The sequence below is a fragment of the Massilia luteola genome, assembly GCF_034420155.1.
Lineage (GTDB): Bacteria > Pseudomonadota > Gammaproteobacteria > Burkholderiales > Burkholderiaceae_D > Telluria > Telluria luteola.
Genome location: NZ_JAXOFN010000005.1, coordinates 20,282 through 42,479, shown reverse-complemented (window position 1 = coordinate 42,479; position 22,198 = coordinate 20,282). Strand labels below are relative to the sequence as shown.

Below are 22,198 nucleotides of genomic sequence, written 5' to 3'. Positions count from 1 at the left end.
ACAACGATAACATCCGTGCAATAACACCGGTAGCGCTAACTGCACCAATCCTCTGGAGACGCCATGACACACCCGTTTGCCCGGCTGACGGCCGTGCTGCATTTTTCCGCATTGACCTTGCTGGCCTGTGTCGCCCATGCGGCCGATCCGGTCGACGTCCAGCTGGCCGGCCAGCCATCGAAAGCCGCGCACGCCGACAGCCGGATGGCGCCGGTGCAGAACATCTATGGCCGCAGCCACGTCAGCCTGGACGGGCGCTGGAGCTACATCATCGACCCGTACGAGAACGGCTACTACGACTACCGCCACATGCCGTTCGACCAGTCGGAAAGCGGCAAGGGCGGCTTTTATGACGACCGCAAACCCAGGGACAAGACCGACTGGGTCGAATACGACTTCGACCGCGCGCCGACGATGGCGGTGCCGGGCGACTGGAACTCGCAGGCGGAGAAGCTGCAGCTGTACGAAGGCACGGTGTGGCTGCGCCAGGTGTTCCAGGCCGATCCCAAGCCGGGCAAGCATTACGCGCTGTACTTTGGCGCCGTCAATTACGAAGCGCACGTCTACCTGAACGGTAAAAAACTCGGCATGCACAAGGGCGGTTTCACGCCGTTCCAGTTCGACGTCACGGACAAACTGGCGAAGGGCCGCAACGTCGTCGTCGTCAAGGCGGACAACACGCGGCACCAGGACGATATCCCGACCGTGAACACGGACTGGTGGAACTACGGCGGCATCACGCGCGACGTCATGCTGGCCGAGCTGCCCGCCACCTACATCGCCGACTACAAGGTGCAGCTGGCGAAAGGGGACGCCCACCGCATCGCAGGTTTTGTCCAGATGGCGGGAGAGGCCAAGTCGCAGCAGGTGACGGTGACGATTCCCGAAGCGGGCATCAAGGCCACCGTGCGCACGGACGCGAACGGCCGCGCCGCGTTGAATATCCCGGTGAACAAACTGACGTACTGGTCGCCGGAACAACCGAAACTGTACACGGTGGAGCTGGCCGGCGGCGGCGACGACGTGGTCGACCACATCGGCTTTCGCACCATCGAAACGCGCGGCCGGGACATCCTCCTGAACGGCAAGTCCGTGTTCCTGCGCGGGATCTCGCTGCACGACGAGAACCCCTTGATTCCGGGCCGCCTGCGCGGACGGGGCGACATGCGGATGCTGCTGCAATGGGCCAAGGAGATGAATTGCAATTACGTGCGGCTCGCGCACTATCCGCACAGCGAAGAGATGATCCGCCTGGCCGACGAGATGGGCCTGATGGTGTGGGCGGAAGTGCCGGTGTACTGGACGATCTCGTGGACGAACCCGGACACGTACGCCAACGCGAACGCCCAGCTGACGGACCTCGTCACGCGCGACAAGAACCGCGCGAGCGTGATCGTCTGGTCGGTGGGGAACGAGACGCCGGTCAGCGGCGCGCGCAATACGTTCATGGGCAGCCTGGCGAAGACGGCGCGTTCGCTCGACGACACGCGCCTCGTGGCGGCCGCGCTGGAGATCCAGCGCAAGGGCAGCGACATCACGGTCGAGGACCCGCTCGCGGATTCGCTCGATCTCGCCAGCTTCAACGAGTACGCGGGCTGGTACTGGGCCAGCAACGCCGAGATGCTGCATTACCGCTTCGACGTCCGCTACAACAAGCCGGTCGTGATCACGGAGTTCGGCGCGTCCGCGCTGGGCGGTTATCACGCCGACGCCGACACGCGCTGGAGCGAGGAATACCAGGACGCGTTGTACCGCAATCAATTCAAGATGCTGTCCGCGATCCCGGGCCTGCGCGGGATGACGCCGTGGGTGCTCGTCGACTTCCGCTCGCCGCGGCGCCAGCATCCGTATTTCCAGGACTTCTGGAACCGCAAGGGCCTGATCTCGGACGACGGCAAGAAGAAGCTCGCGTTCTGGACCCTGAAACGCTATTACGACGACGTGCAGCGCCGCTACGAAACGCCGGCCGCGCACTGACGGCATGCGTCGGTCGCGGTCAATCGCGGTCGGGCGCGCCCAGCGGGAACAGGGGCCGGTACGGCCGCGCCTCGTCCACCGCGCGCGCGAACGACGGCCGCGCCAGCAGGCGCGCGCGGTAGGCGCGCAGCACGGGGTAGCGTGCCGCGATCGGATGCGTCCAGTCGGCGTAGAACAGCGCGGGCGCGGCGGCGCAGTCGGCCAGCGAGAAGTGCTCGCCCGTGGCCCAGACTCGGCCGGCCAGATGCTCCTCCAGCCACGCGTAGGCGAGCTCCAGTTTTTCCGTCGCCGTCGCGAGGGCGTCGGCGCGCTTGGCGGCAATGCCCGTCAGCGCGCCGTTCACCGCGTGCTGCACCATGTTCATCACGTGCAGGTCGAAGAAGCGGTCCATGAACCGCACGTCCAGCGCATCGAGCGGGTCGTCCGGCAGCAGGCGCACGGGGCCGGGATGCGTCAGGTGCAGGTATTCGATGACGATGCTGGTCTCGACCACGTTGCGCGCGCCGTCGACGAGCAGCGGGAATTTGCGCAGCGGCCAGCGCCGCAGCCATTCCTGCGCGTGCTGCGGCGTGTCCGGTCCGAGGCAGCGGAACTCGAAAGGCGTGTCGTTCTCGTACAGCGCGACGAGCACTTTCTGCGTGTACGACGAAAAGGGATGACCGTAGAGCGCGAGGGACATGGCGGGATCGCTTTCGGATGGCGGTTGAAATAAACCACTTGCAAAATGCAAGTGGTTTAAGGATATCGCTATACTAAGCGAAATGCGAGCACAACGACCAAGGATTACGTGATGTCACAGGCCGGACGCTCGGGCTGCCCGATCAACCTGACCCTCGAACAGCTCGGCGACCGCTGGAGCCTGATCGTCATCCGTGACATCATGTTCGGCAACCGCCGCAGTTATGGCGACCTGCTGGCGCAGAGCGAGGAGGGCATCGCGTCGAACATCCTGGCGGGCCGGCTGAAGCGCCTCACGGCGGCCGGCCTGCTGACGCGGCGCCCCGACCCGGCGCACCGGCAAAAATGGATCTACAGCCTGACGGAACCGTCCATCCAGCTCGTGCCCCTGCTCGCGCACATGGGGGCGTGGGGGCGCAGGCATACGTCGCCGAGCCGGGAATTGTCGGTGCGGGCGGAATTGCTGGAGCGGGGCGGCCCGCCGCTGTGGGAGGCGTTCATGGACGAGTTGCGGCACCTGCACCTGGGCGCACCGGCGCCCGCGCGGTCGGTGTTCGGCGAGTTGCGGGCGGCGTACGAGAAGGCGATGCTGGCGGCGGGGGAGAGTCATGGATAAATCGAAACGCGGGCAGGGGGCGATCGTCTTGCCGATGTTGCTGGCGGCTCTGCTGCACGACGCTGGGGCGCAGGCGCCTGCCACGGTGGTGATTACCGCACCGCGTCCCGTCAATGTGGACGGCTATCGGGCGACCGAGGCGAGGATCAACAACATCTTGTCGCACCGGTCCGCGCCATCCAGTCCATTCCTGAGCTGGTGCATGGAACATCGATTCGCCCGGGAGAATGCCGCTTTTTCCGAGGGCTCCCTGCCGTTGCAGAACAATCGTTCGTTGGAGAGCCAGATCAAGTGCGGCAGAGCCCATATCGAAGCAAAAGACACGGACTTGAAACAAGCGCTCGACGCTTTCGACAACCGCGACTATGCGGCGGCACTCGAGTTTTTCCGGAAGGCCTACGCCAAGTTGGGTACGCTGGACGCGGCCTTGATGCTCGCAAAAATGCACTTGGACGGGCTCGGAACGCCAAGAGACACGGCCCAGGGGATCGCCTGGCTCCGCGAAACGGCCGCGGCCAGGTTCGACCCGAAGGATCCGCAAGCGGTGAATGCGCGTATCGAGGCGACCACGATGCTGGCCCGGATCGACACGCCTGGCGACGGCATAGCGCCCGAGAGGCCTGGGCCAGCCCAACCGTCGGACACGGCGGGCCAGGCTGACGCGGAACCCGCCCCGGGAAAGGACGTCCCGGAAGCGTCTGCCACGACCAGGGCGGACTTCGCCCATGCGACGGCGGACGCGGACCGCGCCGGACCGCGCGATCAGGCCGTCACCGCCGGCGTCCAGGTCGTGCGCGTGACCGGATTACGTGCGATACCCTGGAAGAGCTATCGCGCGATGCGGGCCGCGGTTGCCGCGTTCGACAAGTATAAATTTCTCGCGCCGGATGCGGTGTTCCGCTTCGCGGTGCTGCCGCCGGCGGGGAAGACGCTGCCGCCGCATTTCGCATTGCGCGTGCGCACCAGGGATGGCGCCGAGTTCGCCGTTCCCCTGGAGAACAACGAGCTGTTCCAGCTGCCGGCCTTGCCCGATCCAGACGCGCAGGCGGATCTGGTAAGCAACCTGAAAGACGGGCAACTGCGGATCGGACTGCTCGTGCATACGCCCAGCGTGCCGTCCGACAAGGAGCGCCTGGGCGACGTCCGCCTGAGGGCCGAGATCAGCCAGGCAATTGCCGATGTCGACCATCCCAGCGACGATCCCAGGTGTATGCGCAAGACACTGTTACTCCCCCGGCACTGCAGGCCGACGCATGTCGCTGTGTGGTACAAGCCGCGGACGCCCGCCAGCGGCGCCTGGCTCGTCGACGGGAATCGACGGGAAGCGCTGGCAAGCAATGGCGAGCCGGACGATCCCGCATACAAGATGCCGGTCAACGCCGGACACCTCGGTAACGATCTGATCATTGAATTCGACTACAAGAACCCGCTCGGGCCCACGAAGCATGCCGCGGTGGCGATCTACGACGCCAACGAGTGAAGCCTGTGCCCGGCCGTCACCAGCGGACGGTCCGGCCGCGGTAGTCGAGGTATTCCAGGCCCGGGCGCGCCTGCTTGGCCAGCGTCACGTCCACGATCCCGGGTACGCTTTCCTCGATCGACAGTCGGGCGTCGGGCCCGCCCAGATCGGTGCGCACCCAGCCTGGCGCCATCAGCAGCATGGCGCGTGGCGCCGGGCCCTGGCGCGCCGCGAAGCTGCGCATGAACTGGTTCAGTGCAGCCTTGCTGCCACGATAGACCTCGCGTTGCCCGGACTCGTTGTCGGCGATGCTGCCTTGTCCAGATGACATGACGCCAATCAGGCCGGTCCCAGGCACCAGATCGCACAGGCGTTCGACGACGCGCATCGGACTGAGCGCATTGGTGACCATGAGGTTGACGAAATCCTCGGTCGATACTTCCCCGATGTGCTGCGTCGGGTCGGGATTCGCCGTGCCGGCGTTGACGAACAGGATGTCGAACGTCCGGTCCGCAAGGCGCGCCCGCAGCGCGTCGATTTCATCTGGCCGGGTGATGTCCAGTGTTTCGATCTCGACGCTGCCGGGCGCCGCGTCGGCCAGGGCGTGCAGGCGGGTAAGGCCACTGCCGGCACGCACGGTTCCGGTAACGTTCCAGCCTCTTGCCAGGAACTCGGCGGCCATCGCGTACCCGAGACCACGCGAGGCGCCGATGATCAGGATCGTCGGCGCGTGAAGGGGGCTTGTTGAGTGGGGCATGAGATTCCTCTTTCTGCGGGGATGGGATGTCGACATTCTGGACAACGCCGCCGGTTTGCACCAGACGCCGCAGCTGCAAACCATGTTTGCAGCCAACGCCATGCCTGTCCGGCTTTCCGCTATATTGGCAGCATGTCACGTGTCGACCTCAACCTTCTCACCGCCCTTGACGCGCTGTTGACCGAGCGCAGCGTCACGGGCGCGGCGCGCCGTCTGAATCTCAGCGTGTCCGCCATGAGCCGTACGCTCGCGCGCCTGCGCACCGTCACCGGCGACCAGTTGCTCCTGCAAGCGGGCCGCGCGCTCGTCCCGACCCCCTATGCGGAGCAATTGAGCCTGCGCCTGCCCCGCGTGGCCAGGGAAGCGGAGGCGATGCTCAGGCCTCCGGAGCATCGGTTCGATGCCGCCACGCTGGAACACAGCTTCGCGGTGCGGGCGGGTGAAGGTTTTATCGACCTGCTCGGTGCGGCGCTGATGGACCGGATCGGGCGTGCGGCGCCGGGCGTGCAGATCCGCTTCCTGCCCAAGCCCGATTGGGATGCGCAACCGCTGCGTGACGGAACGATCGACCTTGAAATCGGCACGGTGAGGACGTCCGCGCCCGAGATGGTGACGCGTCTGCTGGTGCGCGATCGGTACGTCGGCGTGTGCCGTCCGCATCATCCCGCGGTGGGCGCGCGCGGCGTGCCTCTCGAGCGGTGGATCGAATGCGATCACATCATGACCGCGCAACCCGGAGAAGCGGAGAATCCCGTCGATGCGGCGCTGGCGGCGCGCGGCCTGCAGCGACGGGTGGCGACCGTCGTGCCGTCATTCACGAGCGCCATGCAGGTGGCGCGCCGCTCCGACATGGTCGCCGTTGTCCCGCACTCCTGCCTGGGCAACGTGTTCGCGCCCGATCATGCCGGCGCAAACGGGTTGCAATGGTTCGAACTGCCGGTGTCGACACCCGCCTTCAACGTCTCGGCGATATGGCATCCGCGCCTCGATCATGATCCGGGCCATCGTTGGCTGCGCGCCGAGGTGCTGGCGCTATGCCTGGCGGCGTATCCGCGCGATCCGATCGCGGGCTCGGCTTCGCTGACGTCGTAGGCACGGCCGGCGCGCGCGACGCGCCGTGGCCGCAGACAGCCTTACTTCCGCGCCCGTTTCTTGGCGCGCCGTGCGGCCAGCAGCGCGACGACGCCGGCGCCGCCCAGCCACAGCGTGCCCGGTTCCGGCACGTCGGTGGGCTTGACCGGGGTCTTGCCCGGATCGTTCGTCTGGCCGGGCAGGTCCGTCGTCGGCGGCAGCGTGCCGGGAGGCGACGACGGGGGCGTGCCGGTGTCGGTGGGCGTTTGCGTACCGCCCGGCGTCGTGCCGCCCGGCGTCGTGCCGGATGTGCCGCCGGTCGATGTGCCGCCCGTGCCACCCGTGCCCGGATCGCCGGTGCCGCTACCCGAACCGCCGGTGCCGGTGCCGCCGGTGCCCGGCGTGCCGGTTTCGGAGCCGCCGCTGTCCGTGCCGGTCCCGGCCGTGTCGCTCGACGACTTGCTGTCCTTGGCCACCGGCAAGGTGCCGCCGTCCAGGATGCTGTCGCGGTTGATGCTGAAGCCCGGGACGGCGGTATCGCTGCTCGTCCCGGACGTGCCGCCGGTCGATGCGGTGTCTCCCGTCGCAAACGTCCTGAGCTGGTACCTGCCGCCCGCGGGATTGCCGTCGAGCGCGAATCCCACCTGTTCCACGTTGCCGTCGCCTTCCTGGGCCTGATCGACGGACGAGTCGAGTTCTTCCTCGCTCGGGCCCTTCGCTTCGACGGGCAATTGCGGTACGTCGGAAATGCGGTTGCCGCAGCGCGTGCGGATCTCGTTCTGGCCGTCGGTCAGCAGGGTCTCGCCTGCGGCCAGTTGCAGCTTCTTCGAAGTCCAGAACACCTTGTCGCCCTTGCGGTACGACACGTACACGGCGCGTGGCTTGCTGACGGTCTCGACGGTGGCTTTGGAGGTCTCGAACGCCGCGTAGTGCGCCGCCACGACCTTGTCCGCGATGACGGCGCGCGCGAGCTCGCTGCGGTCGATCACGCCGCCGGGCACGATGGAATAGGGATAGACGCGGCGCGTCCTTTTCGTCTCTACCTGTGCGGCGGTGCGCAGCACGACCGGCGCCGGCGTCGCGGCATCGGCCGGCGCCTGCGCCTGCACGGCCGGCGGTGCGCCGGTGGCCCGCATCTCCAGCGCGAACAGGACGGCACACACCGCCACGCCGAGCAGGCCGATGGCCGCCACGCGCTTTTTCAGGCGTGAACCTTTTCTGCTCCGGCGGATGTAGGCGGTGCGGTAGTCCATGAGAGACTAAAAGAGGAAGTAGGAGATCTCCTACAGAGTATCACCTTTCCCAATGCCAAATCTACATTTTTTCAGGAGAAATTCTATTTGTATTGTGGAAATAGTGACACAGTGCCCGCGCTGCGGCGGCACAATCTGTTTCCCTGCATACCGGCCATGCGTGGCGACGCGGCACAGTCATCGCTGTGTTGTACGATCGACACAGAAAGCGGCCAGGGCGAGGTCAGCGCTCGACGAGCGCCAGCACCGCCGTGATGTTGTCGCGGCTGCCGTGCGTCTTGGCGAGGGCGATCAGATCGGCGCAGCAGTGCTCCAGCGACTGCGCATGCGCGCCGGCCAGCACCTGTTCGATGGCGGCGTGGGGCGTGTTGCCGTACAAGCCGTCGCTGCACAGCAGATACAGGTCGCCGGGATGCGGCGCGCAGGCCTTGACGTCGGGCGTGATCGTGGCCGTCGGGCCGATCGCCTGCAGCAGCAGGTTGCGCGGCGGGAAGTCGCCGGAGACGCCCGCTTCCAGCGCCTGCTGGTACATGGTCTGGTCGCGCGTGAGTACGGCGAGTTCGCCGTCGCGGTAGCGGTACAGCCGGCTGTCGCCGACGTGGAAGATGACCAGCGGGCCGTCCGGCAGGCTTTGCCAGAAGCCCGTCAGCGTCGTGCCCATGCCGCCGCCTTCGCCGAGGCCGTCCTGCACGTTGGCGCCGTACACGCGCGCGTTGGCGGCGTCGACGGCTTCATGCACGGCCACGATGGCGGGCATGTGCTCGTCCTGCCAGGTCGCGTCCGGGTCGGCGGCGTCGCCGGGGCTGGATTTTTTCGGGTCGACGGCCGTCAGCGCGTCGCGCAGGGTTTCGAGGGCCATGCACGCCGCGATCTCGCCGCCGTCATGGCCGCCCATGCCGTCGGCCACGGCCACCAGGCGGAGCACGGGATCGATGAGGAAGTTGTCTTCGTTCGACTGGCGCACGAGGCCGACGTCGGTCAGGCCGTATGCGCTGCCGAACGCGAGACGGTGATAGATGCTCGGGGTTAGCTGCTTCCAGGGGCTCATCGGCGGCGCGTACGGTTGTGAAATAAATACGAGGGCTGCATGCTAGCACGTGGGCAGGCGGCGTTGGCGATTTTCAGGGCAGCCGCAGGATGCCGCTGACCGTGAAGCGGATCTCGCCCGGCCGGTCGCCCGGCGCCGTCTCGATGCGCAGGTCCGACAAGCCCTCGCGGTGGCTCCCCGCCACCAGTGCCGCCACGGTGTCGGCCAGCTTCTCCGCGCGCGCGGGTGCGAGCGTGGCGGGCGTCGCGGCCGCGCCGAAGTACTGGTCGAGCATGGCCGCGAAATCGCGCCGCGTCGTCACGCAGAACACGGGGCGCGATTGCGGAAACAAGGTCGTGACGGCGTTGTCCGCCTTGACCTTTTCGGGGTCGATGCAGACGACGTACAGCGCGTGCTCGTTGCGTTCCACCGGCAGCCACTGGCGCACTTCGGCGGCCGCGCGGTCCATGCCGTTCAGGAGTTCCGCCGGCACGCGCCGTCCCGGATGGAAGGCGAGGTAGGGCACGGCGAAATGGTCCGCCAGCGCGCGCCCGACGACGGGTAGTTTCAGCTTGAAGTCGTCGAGCAGCACGTCCTCGACGTCGCGGCCCTGCGCGCGCGCCTGTTCCACCGCCTGCTCGACCTGCTCGCGGCCGAGGGCTTTCGCGCCCAGCGCGCCGACGAAGCCGGTGCGTTCGCGCCTTGCTTCCTGGCGGCGCTGGGCGAATGCGATCGCGAGCGTGTCGCACAGGTAGCGCGCGCCTTCGACGACGGTGCTGTCGAACGGGCCGCCGCGCAGGTTGTTGATGAGCTGGAGGACGCCGATCACGTCGTCGTCGTGCATGATCGGGACGACGAGCATCTGCGTCGTGCGATAGCCCGTGCGCCGGTCCACGCCCTGCTGGAAGCGCAGGTCGGCCGCGTAGCGCTGCAGTTCGGCCGCATCGTAGACGTCGGTCAGGTTGAGCAGGCGGCGCGCCAGCGCGGCGTAGCCGGCGACGCTCTGCGCCGAGATCGGCAGGCGCAGCTGGCGGAACGAGGCCATGCCCGTCTTGACCTTGGAGACCAGGCTGGCCTTGTCCTCGCCGACCGTGTAGATCGTCAGGCGGTCCGCCGCGAACAGCGCGCAGATGCCTTCGGACAGGTCGAGCATGATCTCGTCGACGTTGCGCGTGGCGTGGATGCGCGTCGTCAGCTGCTGCAATTGGCGGAAGAAGTCGCCGTGCGTGTTCGGGCCGGCCATGACGGTCGCGTCGTTCATGTGCGCCTCATCGCCGTGTCGATGGGGCCAGGCGCGTGGCGTCGGCGTCGTCGTGCGCGACGCGCTGCACGCGGGTCGCGTCCGCATCGTCCTGCGCGGGGCGGACGACGTCGGTGGGCGAGCGCGGCGTGACGGTGTCCAGCGGCCGCCAGGGCGATGGCGCCGGCGGCGGGGACGTGGCGTCGGGCCGCGCGGCCGCGTCGCCGTCGAGGGCGCGCAGCAGATCGTCGCGGAACGCATCGGCGCCGGGATAGCGCTGTTCCGGACGTTTGGCGAGCGCGCGCATGATGACGCGGTCGAAGGCCGGGCCGAGCAGGGGATTCAGCAGGGTCGGCGGCACCGGCTGCTCGTGCAGGATCTTTTGCTGCACGGCGAACATGCCGGCGCCGCGGAACGGCCGTTCGTTGGTGAGGAACTGGTACAGGATGATCCCGACGGCGAAGATGTCCGACTGCGGGCCGACGGCCTGGCCGGTGATCTGCTCGGGCGACATGAAGCTGGGCGTGCCGACCATCTCGGCGCCGTCGCTCATGTGGTCGCCGCTTTGCACGGCGGCGTTCAGCGCGGCCATGTGGGCGACGCCGAAGTCGGTCAGTTTCACGCGCAGGTCGTGGCTCAGCATGACGTTGGCCGGCTTGATGTCGCGGTGGATCACGCCGCTCTTGTGCGCGTAGCCGAGGGCGTCGAGCAGCTCGCACGTCATGCGCACGGCATCCTCGAGCGTGAACTCGAGGTGGAAGTCCTGGGTCATGTCGAAGTAGGCGGCCAGCTCCTCGCCGCGCACCAGTTCCATCACCATGTAGGCGGCGCCGTTTTCCTCGCCGAAGTCGTACAGGCCGACGATGTGCGGATGGTTCAGCCGGGCGACGGCCTGCGCCTCGCGGATGAAGCGGGCGGAATACGACGCGCGCAGCTCCGGATCGGCATCGCAGGCGGTGGAGATGACCTTGATCGCGACGCTGCGGTCCAGGCGCGGATCGAGGCCTTCGTAGACCTCGCCCATGGCGCCGCGTCCCAGCACCCGTACGATCTGGTATCTGCCTAACTGCGTCGGTTGGTTCATGGCCGCAAGTGTAAATCAAATTGGTTTGGCGACAATAAAAATCGGCCGCGGCGTGGACGTGGCGCGACGTCCCGACAGGTTTATACTTGATGTATGAACGACATCCGCTGCACCTGGGCCAACCCGGCCAATCCGCGCTACATCGCCTACCACGACCATGAATGGGGCGTACCGTGCCACGACGAGACGACGCTGTTCGAGATGCTCAACCTCGAAGGCGCGCAGGCCGGACTGTCGTGGGAAACGATCTTGAACAAGCGCGACAACTACCGCATCGCCTTCGACGGCTGGGATGCGGAAAAAATCGCGCGCTACGACGACGGCAAGGTGGCCGACCTGCTGGCCAACCCGGGCATCGTGCGCAACCGCCTGAAGGTCGCGGCCGCCATCAACAACGCCAGGGCCTACCTGCGCCTGCGCGCGGACGGCCTCACGCTCGACGGCTATCTGTGGGCCTTCGTCGACGGCCGGCCCATCGTCAACGACTGGCCGGCAGGCAGCAGGCCGGCCCGCACCGACCTGTCCGACCGCATCTCGAAGGACCTGGCCAAACGCGGCTTCAAGTTCGTCGGGTCGACCATCGTCTATGCCTATATGCAGGGCATCGGCATGGTCGACGACCACGACCGCGCCTGCCTGTGCCGCCACCGGAGGTGAAACCATGGACTATCGCGAAGGGTGGCACAACCGGGCCCGCTACACCGTCTTCGATGCGCACTACGGCGACGGCGCCGCGATCCGCGTCCTGACCGACGTCTGGCGCACCGATCCGCAGCGATCGCCCAACCTGCACGTGATCGCCCTGTGCGACCACCTGCTGCCGGGCTTCCACCGCATGCCGCAGGCGGAGCCGGGCATGACGCTGGACCTGCTCAGCGCACCGCTCGAAGACGCGCTGGCCGAGCTGACGGCGCGCGTCGACATGTTCCGCCTGCACGACATCGAACACGCCGGCACCGGTTTCGCGCGCCACGTGGCGCGCGTGGCCGCGCAGAACGCCTGCCTGCTCGCGCAAGGCCTCACGCCGGACCAGGTCGCCGCGCTGACGGCGCAGGGCTTCGTGTTCGATGCCGACGGCCGCCGCGCGCGCTTCGCCAGCCGCAAGCCGCGTCCACCGGCGCCGCCCGCGCCCGAGCGGCGCGTCATCGTGCTCGGCGCCGGCATCGCCGGTGCCGCCGCGGCCGAGCGCCTGTGCGCGCGCGGCTGGCAGGTGACCGTCGTCGACCGCCAGCCGCAGCCGGCGATGGAGGCGTCGGGCAACCGGGCCGGCATCTTCATGCCGCTGCTGTCGAAGGACGACAACGTGCCCACGCGCCTGACGCGCGCGGCCTACCTGTACGCGCTGCGCCATTGGGAACGCCTGGGCGGCATCGGCCGCGCCATCGAGGGCGAGACCTGCGGCGTGCTGCAGCTCGCGCGCGACGCCGGCCATGCCGACGTGCAGCGCGCCATCGCGGCGGATACATCGCTGCCGCCCGATTTCGCCGAGTGGCTGGAACGGCCCGCTGCGGAAGCGCTGCTCGGCGTGCCGGCACCGGACGGCGGCTGGCTGTTCCGCGGCGCCGGCTGGGCGCGGCCCGGCAGCGTGTGCGAGGCGATGCTGGCCGCGTGCGGCGGCCGCCTGGAGCGTCGCTTCGGCGTGGGCGACGTGCGCATCGAACGCGACGGCGAGCACTGGCGCCTGACGGACGCGCAGGGCGCCACCGTGGCCTGCGCGCCGAACCTGATCCTGGCCAACGGCGCCGGCGCCGCGGACGTGCCGCAGGCCGCGCCGCTGCCGCTGACGACGTTGCGCGGGCAGGTGGCGCACGTGCCGGCCGACATGGTGCCGAAGCTGCCCGTCGTGCTGTGCCGCGAAGCCTATCTGACGCCGGCGTCGGGCGGCGTGTGCAGCGCGGGCGCGACCTACGACGCCGACCCGAACCCGGACCTGTCGCCGCAAAGCCACGCGGAAAACCTGGAGCGCCTGCGCGGGCTGCTGTCCGATCCGGACGCAGCCAAGGATGCGCCGCTGGAGGGGCGCGTCGGCTTTCGCAGCGTCGCGCCGGACCGGCTGCCGCTCGTGGGCCGCCTGCCGGACTTCGCCGCCGCCGGCACCACCGAGCGCCTGCGCGACGTGCCGCGCCATCCGGGCCTGTACGGGCTGCTCGGCTATGCGTCGCGCGGCCTGATCTGGGCCGGCTTTGCCGCCGAACTGCTGGCAGCGGGGATCGAGGGCGAACCGCTGCCGCTCGAATCCAGCCTCGTCGATGCCCTCGATCCGGCCCGCTTCGTGTTGCGCGCACGCCGCGCGCCGCGGGGGCCGGAGGCCGAAAATTGATTTCTTTCGGGAAACCGAAAGTTTCAAAGGTATAATGTGTGCAAAGCAACATTTTACACATGAACCGGACATGGACGACACACCCGACGCGCCCGAGCTGTCCCTGTTTCTCGCCTCGACCGCGCACGACATGAAGAATTCGATCAGCGTCCTGTCCGGGACGCTGGAGCGGCTGCTGGTCGCGCATTCTTCGCGGCCATCGGCGCAGACGGACCCCGAGTACACGCAGATGGCGCACATGCTGTACCAGACCAAGCGCCTGAACGACAACCTGATGCAGCTGCTCGCGCTGTACAAGCAGGTGGGCACGCCCGCGTATCCGTTCGACGTGCAGCCGCTCGAACTGGGCCAGCTGGTCGACCAGGTGGTGGCGCTGGAGCGCGTGCTGCTGACGTCGCGCGGCATCAAGCTGGAGCTGGACTATGATCCGGCACTCGTCTGGCATTTCGACGAAGACCTGATCGTGGGCGTGCTGTCGCATGCGATCAACAACGCCATCCACTACACGTGCGACACGGTGCGCCTGGTGATCCGCGCGACCGACGACGGCTGGCTCGAACTGCGCGTGGAGGACAACGGGCCCGGTTATCCGCCGGCGCTGCTGAAAGCCGGCGCGATCGCGACGCGCGACACGGCGGGCGGCATGAATTTCCTGACCAACAGCGCGGGCCTGGGCCTGTATTTTTCGAGCGAGGTCGCGAAGATGCACCGCCACCGCGAGCGGCGCGGCCTGCTGCGCCTCGAGAACGGCGGCCGCTACGGCGGCGGCTGCTTCATCCTGAACCTGCCATGAACGCGCCTGCCAATGTGCCCGCGAACGCCCCGGCCAAGACCGTGGGCGAGATCGGCTGGGCCGACAAGAACTACCTGATCGTCGACGATTTCGTCGGCGTGCGCCAGCTGCTGCGCGAAAGCCTGCGCAGCCTGGGCGCGAAGAACATCGACCAGGCGTCGTCCGGCGGCGAGGCGATGGGCCTGCTGACGCGCATCCGCTACGACGTCGTCCTGTGCGACTACAACCTCGGCGACGGCAAGAACGGCCAGCAGGTGCTGGAGGAAGCGCGCGTGCGCAACCTCGTCAACCCGAGCACCGTGTGGCTGATGGTATCGGCCGAAAAGAGCGTGGAATCCGTGATGGGCGCGGCCGAGCACCAGCCGGACGCCTACCTGATCAAGCCGATCACGGAAGGCGTGCTGCTCACGCGCCTGAACCGCGTGTGGCACAAGAAGCAGATCTTCCGCCTCATCGACCAGGCCTATGCCGAGAAGGACTACCTGCGCGCGGCGCGCATGTGCGACGCGGCGATGGAGGCGCACAAGGCGCACGAGATCGACCTGCTGCGCATGAAGGCCAAGCTGATGGAAAAGAGCGGCGAGCCGACCAAGGCACGCGAGGTGTACGAGCGCGTGCTGGAGCAGCGCGAATACCAGTGGGCGCGCGCGGGCATCGCCAAGATCCGCATGGCCAACGGCGAATTCGAACAGGCGCGCCAATCCTTCCAGAGCGTGATCGCGGAAAACCGCTACTACATCGACGCCTACGACCAGCTCGCGCTGGCCTACCAGAACCTCGGCAAGCTGGAGGAGTCCTGCGCGATCCTCGAACGGGCCGCCCGGCTGTCGCCGAATTCCGTGCCGCGCCAGCGCAACCTCGGCAACGTGGCGCTCAAGGTGGGCAATGTGCAGATGGCCGAAAAGGCCTTCCGCAAATGCATCGCGATCGGCGAGTATTCGATCCTCAAGACGCCGGACGCCTACCTGGGTCTTGCGCGCGTGTGCGGCCAGAAGAACGATGCGAAGGAAGCGCTGCAACTGCTGCTGCAGGTCCAGCGCGAATTCGCGGCCGACTATCCGGACATCGCCCTGCGTTCCAAGATCACCGAAGGCCTCGTCTATCACGAGAGCGGCGACTACCGGCGCGCGCGCAAGGCGGGCGACGAGCTGGAGGCGCTGCTGAACGCGACCGAGGACAGGCCCGACATCCCGACCTGCCTGGAACTGGCGACGCTGCTGTTCGCGGTGGGCGTGAAGGATGCGCCGGTCGAGCTGCTGTGCTACGTGATCCGCAACAACCACGACAACCCGCTGCTGCTCGACGAAGTGCAGCAAATCTTCGACAAGGCGCGCCTCGGCGACGAGGGCCAGGACCTGATCCGCGCGTCGAAGAAGGAAGCGACCGACCTGATGAACCAGGGCGTGCTGCTGTGGAAGACGGGCAAGCTCAAGGATGCGGTCGAGTGGATGCGGCAGGCGCGCACGAAGGTGCCGAACAACCAGCGCATCCTGTTCAACGCGGCCCAGATCCTCGTCTCGTACCTGCAGCAGCACGGCTACGACGGCGCCATGTCGGCCGAGGCCTACGACGTGCTGCACCACGTCGACCGCTTGCTGCCGGGGCAGCAGCGCTTTGCCCAATTGATCGAGCAGCTGGCGCAGCTGCAGCCCTCGGCCGAGACCGAAACGGCGTAGGGTGGGCTCCCCGAGCCCACGCGTGGCGTGTGCGCATCGTCAGCGTTGCACATCGTCAGCGTCGCGCATCGCCGGCGTCGCGCGTGGGCACAAGCGCCCACCCACCGTCAGGATTTGTCGGTCTTCGAGCGGCTCGCGCGCGCCTTGCCGTTGCCGCCGTTGCCGCCGTTCGGCGCCGCTTCCGGCTTCGGCGCCTCCTTCGCGGTCTCCACTTTCGGCTTGGCGGCGGCACCCTCGGCGGTGGACGCCGCCGCCGGTGCCGCCGGCGTCATCGCACTGGCGACTGCTTGCGTAAATTGTTCCTGCAGCATATTCCACCACGCGACGGCGGCCGGCATCGCCATCGCCGCCGCGTTGCCCTGCGCGTCCGGTGTGCCGGACGGCAGCGGCGTGGCCGCGCCCGGCTGTGCCGTGCCGCCGCCCGCCGCGGCGCCCGCGCCCGGTGTGGCGGCGCCAGGCGTGTTCGGTGCGGCCGGCGCCGGCGCCGGTGCCGGTGCGCCCGGCTTCGCAGCCGGGGCGCCGCTGGCCTTCGCGGTGCCGCCCGCGCCCTGTGCGCTGAAGAACGGCGCGAACGGCATGCCGGCCATCTTTTCCGCGCTGACGCCGGATTGGCGCATCGCTTCGGCCATCGAGGCGCCCATCGATTTCAGGGTCGCCAACGTGCCGCGCTGCACTTCGAGCGCCTGGATGGTCCCGCGCAGCATCGTGAGGTTCAGGTTCAGCCAGGACTCGACCGCCTTGAGGTCGGCGATGCGCTTCTCCAGGTCGTCGGTCGACATCGGCGGCGTGGCCATGCCCGGCATGCCGGGCAGGCCGGTGCCGGGGATATGCATCGATCCCCACAGGTTCTTGACGAAGTCCAGGGTGTCCGTCATGCCGGGCATGGGGGCGGAGGGTTTCAGCATGGTGGTCTCCTAATTGGTCGCCGCTAGCGTAACAGATAAATAAGAGCGGATATAGATGCGGATGCAGGGGAGGGCACGCGTGCTCCGGGCGGACCGGCTACACTAGGCGGATGAGTACCGCATACGCCAAGACCCACGGCCGCCGCCGGCAACTGGCGCTGGGCGTGCTCACGATCCTGCTGCACGTGCTCGTATTCGTCTGGTTCGCCGGCCAGGTGGGCCGCGTGCCCGACCGCTCCGCGCGCATGGCGCGCGCGCGCCTGACGGCCGAGCTGGTCGAGGCACCGCAGCCCCGTCCGCTGCCGCCCGTGCCGCCGCCGCAGCCCGCGTTCGATCCACCGCCCGTGCCCGAGGTGGTGCCGGAGCCCGTGATCCCCATGCCGCCGCCGCCCGGCCCGGAAGCCGCCGCGCCGGCGCAAGGGATACCCGACGGCACCGCGGCCAGCGCGCCGCCCGCATTGACGCCGCAACCCGACGGAATCGCGGCCACGGACGCCGCGGGACGGCAAACGGGCCAGGACGGCGCCGCCGCCGGCGCGGGCACCGTACAATCGCGGCAGGCGTCGCCCCGGGGCACGGCGGCGCATGCCGAGGCGGACGCGGTGCCGAAGCCGCCGGCCGCGCCGGAAGCGCGCCGCTACAAGGTCGACATGCCGCCGTCGGCCGACATCACGCTCGACGTCGCGCGCACGGACGCGAACGGCACGAAGTGGAGCGGCGATGCGTTGCTGTCGTGGCGGGTGGCGCCGTCCGGTTATCGCGTCCAGGTCGAGGCGGGCATCCGCATCATGTTCGCGCACGTGAACCTGCTCACCCTCACCAGCGAGGGCACGGTGGGCGACGAAGGATTCGTCCCCACCCTGATGACGGAAAAGCGGCGCGGGCGCGCCATGACGGCGACGCATTTCAATCGCCCGGACGGCACGCTGACGTTTTCGGCCTCGGCCGCGACGTACCCGCTGGTGCCGGGCGCGCAAGACAAGGCCAGCGTGCCGCTGCAGCTGGCGGCCATCGCGCGCGGTGATCCGAAACAATTATCGGGAAATATAGACATCCTTGTCGGCGAAGACCGCGACGCCAGCGTTTTTACGTTTACGGTGGCCGGCCAGGAACAGATCGACACGCCGCTGGGACGCATCGCCACGTGGCACCTCGTGCGGCCACCCAAGCCCGGCTCGTACAATTCGCGCCTGGAGCTGTGGCTGGCGCCGGGCTATGGCTGGTATCCGGTACAGATCCGCAACGTCGAGACGAGCGGGGCTGTGACGACCCAGACCGTGAACAATATCGTGATCAAACAAGCAGGAAGCTGATATGAAGAATGTAATGAAACTGGCAGGCGCGGGCATCGTCGCGGTAACGGTCTCCCTGGCGACGGCGGGCGGCCTGGCCGGCGCGGCGGAGGAGCACCCGGCCGTCAAGCGCCCGTTCGACCTGCCGCCGTCGGCCGACCTGAGCTATTCCATCGGCGCGCGCCAGCGCGGCTTCAACCTGAACGGCGAAGCGACGCTCACCTGGCGCGCGAACGACAGCAAGTATTCGGTCGACGCCGAGTCGCGCGTGGCGCTGCTGGGCAAGCTGACGGAAAACCGCAGCACGGGCATCGTCGACAACTGGGGCCTGGCGCCGACCGAGTACTACGACAAGCGCTTCCACAAGGACCCGACGACGGCCACCTTCGACCGCGGCGCCAAGACCATCACCTTCAGCGACGGCGACAAGACCTACCCGATCAAGGGCGGCGAGCAGGACCGCGTGTCGGTGTCGTGGCAACTGGTGGCGGTCGCGCGCGCCGCGAAAGACAAATTCAAGCCGGGCTCGGAATGGCGGTTCTTCGTCATCGGTCCGCGCGACGCCGACCCGTGGACCTTCCGCGTCGTCGGCCACGAAAAGGTCCAGGCCGGCGCGTCGCTCGGCGAAGTCGATGCCGTCCACGTGATGCGCGCGCCGCCACCCGGCTCCAAAGACCAGACCCTGGACATCTGGCTGGCGCCGGGACACGAGTGGTATCCCGTCAAGCTGCGCTTCACCGACAACGACCGCGACTACGTCGAGCAGACGCTGGAAAAGATCGTCAAGAAGTAGCCCAGTCGCGCACGTGGTCGGGCGCCGGCAGCTTGCACTGCGGGTCCGGCACGGGCGTGCCGCGCACCTGCGCGAGGGGCAGCACGCCGGCCCAGGTGGCGATGTCCAGGTCTTCCTCGTCGTCGCTGGGCGGACCGCTGCGGACCTTGCACACGGCTTCGGCGAGGGAAATGCGCAGCGCGGTCGTGGCGGCGAACTCCTTGTCGTTCCCGGCGCGCACCAGGGCCTGGCGGCCCGGCACCAGGTGTTCCATGAAATCTTCCAGCGCCCGCCGCTTGGCGGCCTCGCCGACGACCTCGAAGCGGCCATAGACCATCGCGCTGCGGTAGTTCATCGTGTGGCTGAAGGCGGAACGTGCCAGCACGATGCCGTCCAGGTGCGTGATCGTCACGCAGCAATCCTGCGCCGTCAGGCGTTGCAGCATGCGGCTGCCGTTCGACCCGTGGATGTACAGATGGTCGCCGCTGCGCCAGCAGGCGGTGGGGATGCAGTGCACGCCGTGCGCGTCGGCGAAGGCGATGTGGCAGATGTAGGCGGCATCGACGATGGCGTGCAGCAGGGCGGGATCGTAGGACGCCTTGGGCGCGCCGCGCTTGACCTGGGTGCGGAGGGAAGGAGCAGTGTTCATGGCCTCGAAAGTAGGGGTGGAAGCCGCACTATAATGTCCGGGATGGCTCTAGGAACAGGTCCAGGGCCGCGCAATTTCATAGAGCCACGATGGATTACGCCCTGCTGCTGGACGCCTTCGGCCGCGACCACGCCCGCCATGGCTCGTCGGGTCACCCCTGGCCGCGCCAGCGCCTGCTGCACGAATGCCTGCGCACGGCCATCCGCGACGGCACGCTGGCGGCCGGCACGCGCCTGCTGGCCACGCGCGCGCTCGCGCAGGAACTGGGCATCGCCCGCAACACGGTGCTGTACGCGTACGAGCAGCTGGCCTGCGAAGGGTTCGTGATCCCGGACCGGCGCGGGACGGTGGTCGCCGGCATCGCGCCCGCGCCGCGGCGCCGTGCCGCCGACGTGCCGCAGGCGGGCCTCGCGCGCCGCGCGCAGGACCTGCGCGCCGTGCACGGCAGTCCCGGCGACGGGCTGCCGTTCACGCCCGGCGTGCCGGACCTGCGCGCGTTTCCGTTGGCGCAGTGGCGCCGCCTGCTGGACCGCGCCTGGCGCGGCCTGTCCGTGGCGCAGCTGAACTACGGCGACCCGGTCGGCGAGCCCGCGCTGCGCACGGCCATCGCCGACTACCTGCGCGCCTCGCGCGGCGTCGTGTGCGAGCCGGGCCAGGTATTCATCACGGACGGCACGCAGTCGAGCCTCGACCTGTGCGCGCACGCCTGCGCGGACGCGGGCGACACGGCCTGGATCGAGCACCCCGGCTACGGCGGCGCGCTGGCCGCGTTCCGCGGCGCCGGGCTCGTCGTCGAAGGCATCGCGGTCGACGCCGAGGGCATGGCGCCCAGCGCGCAGGACTGGACCCGGCGCCGCCCCAGGCTGATCTACACGACGCCGTCGCACCAGTATCCGGCCGGCGTGGTGATGTCGCCGGCGCGGCGCATGGCGCTGATCGCCGGGGCGCGTGCCGCCGGCGCGCTGATCGTCGAGGACGACTACGACAGCGAGTTCCGCCACGAGGGCCCGCCGCTGGCGGCCATGCAGGGCCTGGTGCCGGATGCGCCCGTGCTGTACTGCGGCACGTTCAGCAAGACGATGTTCCCGGCGCTGCGGATCGGTTTCCTCGTCGTGCCGGCCGGCCTGGCGTTGCCGCTGGCGGCCATGCGCGCCCAGTCGGCGGCCGCGGGGCGCACGGCGGAGCAGCTGGCGCTGGCCAAATTCCTGCGCAGCGGCGAATTCGCGCTGCACCTGCGCCGCATGCGCCGCCTGTACCGCCAGCGGCGCGATGCGCTGGTCGCGGCGCTGGACCGGCACCTGGGCGATCGCGCCGCCGTGGAAGGGGCGTCGGCCGGCATGCACCTGGCGCTGCGCCTGCCCGCCGCGGGGCCGGCAGACGTGGAGATCGTGCGCCGGGCGCGCGAACAGGGCATCGTGGTGAATGCGTTGTCGACCCATGCGCTGCCGGGCGGGCCGCCGTGCAACGGCCTGCTGCTCGGCTATGCCCAGGTGCCGGCGGAGCGGATGGATGAACTCGTGCGGCGGCTGGCGGGCGCGATCCGGTAGGTTCTCAGTCCTGCGGTCCCGGATCGTCCGGCGAGTCGTTTTCCCAGTGCAGGACGATTTCCTTGGGCGCATTGCCGACCTTGACGGTGCGCCTGAAGGTCTTGTCCTGGGCCGCCGCCATGATGCGGTACGTGCCCGGCGGCAGCTTGGCGAAGAACATCGGCCCCGTGTTCGCCGCGCTCACCAGGTGCGTGCCCTTGGTGTCCAGGATGTCGAGCTGGACGTCGGACCGGTAGGCGCCGCTCTGCTGCGTCGCGAAGGTCAGCAGCAGGTTGTAGTCGGCGCGCTGGGCTTTCATCGCGTCCTGTTCTTCCGCGCCGACGCCGCCGTTGATGTAGGTGATGCCGTTCTGCTGGTGCGGGGTGGGCGCCGCCAGGGCGGCGGTCGATGTCAACGCAACGGCCACGACCATGGCCGCGCTCATCAGTGCTCGTTGCATGGCAGTTCTCCTCGGTTGCCGGCCGGCCCGCCTGTCCGGCCCGCCGATGAACTGGACCATAGCACAGGCCCGCCAATTTCTGCGCGACATACGAGGCGTGGCGGCATCAGCCGATCACATGGACCGCGGGAGAATCGTCCTGGTTCCAGGAAAAAAGAACCAGGTGCCACAGGCCCGGCGCCTTTCTCGAGGGATCGACCAGCCCTTGTGCGCCAAGCGCCTCGAGGCGGTCGCGCACCGACCATGACGTCGGGGTGCCCCCCGCCGCAACGACCTCTTGCCAGGGGGCGACGGCGTCCTCGAGTCTGATTCCCATGGCCGCCAGCGCCGGCGCATCGCGCAGATCGAAAATCCGGTCGGCCGCGACGTGCACGCTGACGATCTCCAGGCGGCCGCTACGGTTGTCGCTGTGCGCCTTCATGGCAGCCGCCACCCCGTCGCGCGACGCGCTCAGGTAGAGCGTGGGCTGCGCCGCGCTGGAGTAGCGGCCGGGATATCTGGAACCGGACAGCGCGCCGTCGCGGTAGGCCGGATCGACGGCGCGATAAAAGACACCGTCGACTTTCGTGAACGGCGCGTCGGCGCCGTCGCTGACGCGGGGACCTGTCATCGGCTTCTCCTTCATCGAACGTGTTCATCGGCG

General features: G+C 68.5%; 21 protein-coding genes. 11 read left to right on the top strand and 10 right to left on the bottom strand.

The features are described 5' to 3' along the window. The first annotated feature begins 63 nt into the window (after nt 1-63). The gene (locus tag U9J41_RS08060; RefSeq protein WP_322401703.1) at nt 64-1,977 is read left to right on the top strand and encodes a glycoside hydrolase family 2 protein; all 1,914 of its coding nucleotides are present in this window, start codon (nt 64-66) and stop codon (nt 1,975-1,977) included. 19 nt (nt 1,978-1,996) lie between these two features. Here U9J41_RS08060 and U9J41_RS08055 read toward each other — a convergent pair whose 3' ends face one another. Continuing rightward, a complete protein-coding gene (locus U9J41_RS08055) occupies nt 1,997-2,656 on the bottom strand; it encodes a glutathione S-transferase family protein (RefSeq protein ID WP_322401702.1) in 660 nt (219 codons plus the stop codon). 111 nt (nt 2,657-2,767) lie between these two features. Between U9J41_RS08055 and U9J41_RS08050 the strand changes: the two genes are divergently transcribed. Continuing rightward, on the top strand, nt 2,768-3,271 hold the full coding sequence (locus U9J41_RS08050) for a winged helix-turn-helix transcriptional regulator (protein ID WP_322401701.1): 504 nt from the start codon (nt 2,768-2,770) through the stop codon (nt 3,269-3,271). Continuing rightward, the gene (locus U9J41_RS08045; RefSeq protein ID WP_322401700.1) at nt 3,264-4,751 is read left to right on the top strand and encodes an SEL1-like repeat protein; all 1,488 of its coding nucleotides are present in this window, start codon (nt 3,264-3,266) and stop codon (nt 4,749-4,751) included. The genes U9J41_RS08050 and U9J41_RS08045 overlap by 8 nt, the downstream gene beginning before the upstream one ends. Nucleotides 4,752-4,767: 16 nt before the next feature. Here the strand turns inward: U9J41_RS08045 and U9J41_RS08040 are convergent, their stop codons facing one another. Then, nucleotides 4,768-5,487 (bottom strand): SDR family oxidoreductase, encoded by a 720-nt coding sequence (locus tag U9J41_RS08040; protein ID WP_322401699.1) that lies wholly within the window; start codon nt 5,485-5,487, stop codon nt 4,768-4,770. Between the two features lie 132 nt (nt 5,488-5,619). On the opposite strand from U9J41_RS08040, the gene U9J41_RS08035 reads away from it, so the two are divergent. Next, nucleotides 5,620-6,579: a LysR family transcriptional regulator gene (locus U9J41_RS08035; protein WP_322401698.1), complete on the top strand. Its 960-nt coding sequence runs from the start codon at nt 5,620-5,622 to the stop codon at nt 6,577-6,579. A 41-nt stretch (nt 6,580-6,620) separates the two neighbouring features. Here U9J41_RS08035 and U9J41_RS08030 read toward each other — a convergent pair whose 3' ends face one another. The 4 genes from U9J41_RS08030 to U9J41_RS08015 all read right to left on the bottom strand — a co-directional run bounded on the left by U9J41_RS08030 (nt 6,621) and on the right by U9J41_RS08015 (nt 11,162). Beyond that, nucleotides 6,621-7,811, bottom strand: a complete 1,191-nt coding sequence (locus tag U9J41_RS08030) for a PEP-CTERM sorting domain-containing protein (RefSeq protein ID WP_322401697.1) — start codon at nt 7,809-7,811, stop codon at nt 6,621-6,623. A 223-nt stretch (nt 7,812-8,034) separates the two neighbouring features. Continuing rightward, nucleotides 8,035-8,859 (bottom strand): PP2C family protein-serine/threonine phosphatase, encoded by an 825-nt coding sequence (locus U9J41_RS08025; protein ID WP_322401695.1) that lies wholly within the window; start codon nt 8,857-8,859, stop codon nt 8,035-8,037. Nucleotides 8,860-8,932: 73 nt separating this feature from the next. Continuing rightward, nucleotides 8,933-10,099: a GAF domain-containing protein gene (locus tag U9J41_RS08020; protein WP_322401694.1), complete on the bottom strand. Its 1,167-nt coding sequence runs from the start codon at nt 10,097-10,099 to the stop codon at nt 8,933-8,935. A gap of 7 nt (nt 10,100-10,106) precedes the next feature. Next, on the bottom strand, nt 10,107-11,162 hold the full coding sequence (locus U9J41_RS08015; protein ID WP_322401692.1) for a serine/threonine-protein kinase: 1,056 nt from the start codon (nt 11,160-11,162) through the stop codon (nt 10,107-10,109). A gap of 93 nt (nt 11,163-11,255) precedes the next feature. Between U9J41_RS08015 and U9J41_RS08010 the strand changes: the two genes are divergently transcribed. The 4 genes from U9J41_RS08010 to U9J41_RS07995 all read left to right on the top strand — a co-directional run bounded on the left by U9J41_RS08010 (nt 11,256) and on the right by U9J41_RS07995 (nt 15,951). Next, a complete protein-coding gene (locus tag U9J41_RS08010) occupies nt 11,256-11,819 on the top strand; it encodes a DNA-3-methyladenine glycosylase I (protein ID WP_322401690.1) in 564 nt (187 codons plus the stop codon). Between the two features lie 4 nt (nt 11,820-11,823). Next, nucleotides 11,824-13,482, top strand: a complete 1,659-nt coding sequence (mnmC1, locus tag U9J41_RS08005) for an FAD-dependent 5-carboxymethylaminomethyl-2-thiouridine(34) oxidoreductase MnmC1 (protein WP_322401688.1) — start codon at nt 11,824-11,826, stop codon at nt 13,480-13,482. Nucleotides 13,483-13,552: 70 nt separating this feature from the next. Continuing rightward, a complete protein-coding gene (locus tag U9J41_RS08000) occupies nt 13,553-14,275 on the top strand; it encodes a sensor histidine kinase (RefSeq protein WP_322401686.1) in 723 nt (240 codons plus the stop codon). Next, nucleotides 14,272-15,951, top strand: a complete 1,680-nt coding sequence (locus U9J41_RS07995; protein ID WP_322401684.1) for a response regulator — start codon at nt 14,272-14,274, stop codon at nt 15,949-15,951. The genes U9J41_RS08000 and U9J41_RS07995 overlap by 4 nt, the downstream gene beginning before the upstream one ends. 107 nt (nt 15,952-16,058) lie before the next feature. Here U9J41_RS07995 and U9J41_RS07990 read toward each other — a convergent pair whose 3' ends face one another. Next, a complete protein-coding gene (locus U9J41_RS07990; RefSeq protein WP_322401682.1) occupies nt 16,059-16,856 on the bottom strand; it encodes a PhaM family polyhydroxyalkanoate granule multifunctional regulatory protein in 798 nt (265 codons plus the stop codon). 110 nt (nt 16,857-16,966) lie between these two features. On the opposite strand from U9J41_RS07990, the gene U9J41_RS07985 reads away from it, so the two are divergent. Continuing rightward, the gene (locus U9J41_RS07985; RefSeq protein ID WP_322401680.1) at nt 16,967-18,169 is read left to right on the top strand and encodes a DUF3108 domain-containing protein; all 1,203 of its coding nucleotides are present in this window, start codon (nt 16,967-16,969) and stop codon (nt 18,167-18,169) included. Between the two features lie 13 nt (nt 18,170-18,182). Further along, nucleotides 18,183-18,941: a DUF3108 domain-containing protein gene (locus U9J41_RS07980; RefSeq protein ID WP_322401678.1), complete on the top strand. Its 759-nt coding sequence runs from the start codon at nt 18,183-18,185 to the stop codon at nt 18,939-18,941. Here U9J41_RS07980 and U9J41_RS07975 read toward each other — a convergent pair. Then, nucleotides 18,931-19,569 (bottom strand): pyridoxamine 5'-phosphate oxidase family protein, encoded by a 639-nt coding sequence (locus tag U9J41_RS07975; RefSeq protein ID WP_322401676.1) that lies wholly within the window; start codon nt 19,567-19,569, stop codon nt 18,931-18,933. The genes U9J41_RS07980 and U9J41_RS07975 overlap by 11 nt on opposite strands. An 89-nt stretch (nt 19,570-19,658) precedes the next feature. Here U9J41_RS07975 and pdxR point away from each other — a divergent pair, with 89 nt between their 5' ends. Then, the gene (pdxR, locus tag U9J41_RS07970; protein WP_322401674.1) at nt 19,659-21,116 is read left to right on the top strand and encodes a MocR-like pyridoxine biosynthesis transcription factor PdxR; all 1,458 of its coding nucleotides are present in this window, start codon (nt 19,659-19,661) and stop codon (nt 21,114-21,116) included. 4 nt (nt 21,117-21,120) lie between these two features. Here pdxR and U9J41_RS07965 read toward each other — a convergent pair whose 3' ends face one another. Together U9J41_RS07965 and U9J41_RS07960 are read right to left on the bottom strand one after the other, a co-directional pair. Continuing rightward, nucleotides 21,121-21,555 (bottom strand): carboxypeptidase regulatory-like domain-containing protein, encoded by a 435-nt coding sequence (locus U9J41_RS07965; RefSeq protein ID WP_322401672.1) that lies wholly within the window; start codon nt 21,553-21,555, stop codon nt 21,121-21,123. Nucleotides 21,556-21,661: 106 nt separating this feature from the next. Continuing rightward, entirely contained in the window at nt 21,662-22,180 is a 519-nt protein-coding gene (locus tag U9J41_RS07960; RefSeq protein ID WP_322401670.1) for an RES family NAD+ phosphorylase, read from the bottom strand. Between the last annotated feature and the right edge of the window lie 18 nt (nt 22,181-22,198).

What these genes read in the sequence shown, in the direction of transcription:
- U9J41_RS08060 (WP_322401703.1), top strand. Translation starts at nt 64, where the DNA reads ATGACACACCCGTTTGCCCGGCTGACGGCCGTGCTGCATTTTTCCGCA.
- U9J41_RS08055 (WP_322401702.1), bottom strand. Translation starts at nt 2,656, where the DNA reads ATGTCCCTCGCGCTCTACGGTCATCCCTTTTCGTCGTACACGCAGAAA.
- U9J41_RS08050 (WP_322401701.1), top strand. Translation starts at nt 2,768, where the DNA reads ATGTCACAGGCCGGACGCTCGGGCTGCCCGATCAACCTGACCCTCGAA.
- U9J41_RS08045 (WP_322401700.1), top strand. Translation starts at nt 3,264, where the DNA reads ATGGATAAATCGAAACGCGGGCAGGGGGCGATCGTCTTGCCGATGTTG.
- U9J41_RS08040 (WP_322401699.1), bottom strand. Translation starts at nt 5,487, where the DNA reads ATGCCCCACTCAACAAGCCCCCTTCACGCGCCGACGATCCTGATCATC.
- U9J41_RS08035 (WP_322401698.1), top strand. Translation starts at nt 5,620, where the DNA reads ATGTCACGTGTCGACCTCAACCTTCTCACCGCCCTTGACGCGCTGTTG.
- U9J41_RS08030 (WP_322401697.1), bottom strand. Translation starts at nt 7,811, where the DNA reads ATGGACTACCGCACCGCCTACATCCGCCGGAGCAGAAAAGGTTCACGC.
- U9J41_RS08025 (WP_322401695.1), bottom strand. Translation starts at nt 8,859, where the DNA reads ATGAGCCCCTGGAAGCAGCTAACCCCGAGCATCTATCACCGTCTCGCG.
- U9J41_RS08020 (WP_322401694.1), bottom strand. Translation starts at nt 10,099, where the DNA reads ATGAACGACGCGACCGTCATGGCCGGCCCGAACACGCACGGCGACTTC.
- U9J41_RS08015 (WP_322401692.1), bottom strand. Translation starts at nt 11,162, where the DNA reads ATGAACCAACCGACGCAGTTAGGCAGATACCAGATCGTACGGGTGCTG.
- U9J41_RS08010 (WP_322401690.1), top strand. Translation starts at nt 11,256, where the DNA reads ATGAACGACATCCGCTGCACCTGGGCCAACCCGGCCAATCCGCGCTAC.
- mnmC1 (WP_322401688.1), top strand. Translation starts at nt 11,824, where the DNA reads ATGGACTATCGCGAAGGGTGGCACAACCGGGCCCGCTACACCGTCTTC.
- U9J41_RS08000 (WP_322401686.1), top strand. Translation starts at nt 13,553, where the DNA reads ATGGACGACACACCCGACGCGCCCGAGCTGTCCCTGTTTCTCGCCTCG.
- U9J41_RS07995 (WP_322401684.1), top strand. Translation starts at nt 14,272, where the DNA reads ATGAACGCGCCTGCCAATGTGCCCGCGAACGCCCCGGCCAAGACCGTG.
- U9J41_RS07990 (WP_322401682.1), bottom strand. Translation starts at nt 16,856, where the DNA reads ATGCTGAAACCCTCCGCCCCCATGCCCGGCATGACGGACACCCTGGAC.
- U9J41_RS07985 (WP_322401680.1), top strand. Translation starts at nt 16,967, where the DNA reads ATGAGTACCGCATACGCCAAGACCCACGGCCGCCGCCGGCAACTGGCG.
- U9J41_RS07980 (WP_322401678.1), top strand. Translation starts at nt 18,183, where the DNA reads ATGAAACTGGCAGGCGCGGGCATCGTCGCGGTAACGGTCTCCCTGGCG.
- U9J41_RS07975 (WP_322401676.1), bottom strand. Translation starts at nt 19,569, where the DNA reads ATGAACACTGCTCCTTCCCTCCGCACCCAGGTCAAGCGCGGCGCGCCC.
- pdxR (WP_322401674.1), top strand. Translation starts at nt 19,659, where the DNA reads ATGGATTACGCCCTGCTGCTGGACGCCTTCGGCCGCGACCACGCCCGC.
- U9J41_RS07965 (WP_322401672.1), bottom strand. Translation starts at nt 21,555, where the DNA reads ATGCAACGAGCACTGATGAGCGCGGCCATGGTCGTGGCCGTTGCGTTG.
- U9J41_RS07960 (WP_322401670.1), bottom strand. Translation starts at nt 22,180, where the DNA reads ATGAAGGAGAAGCCGATGACAGGTCCCCGCGTCAGCGACGGCGCCGAC.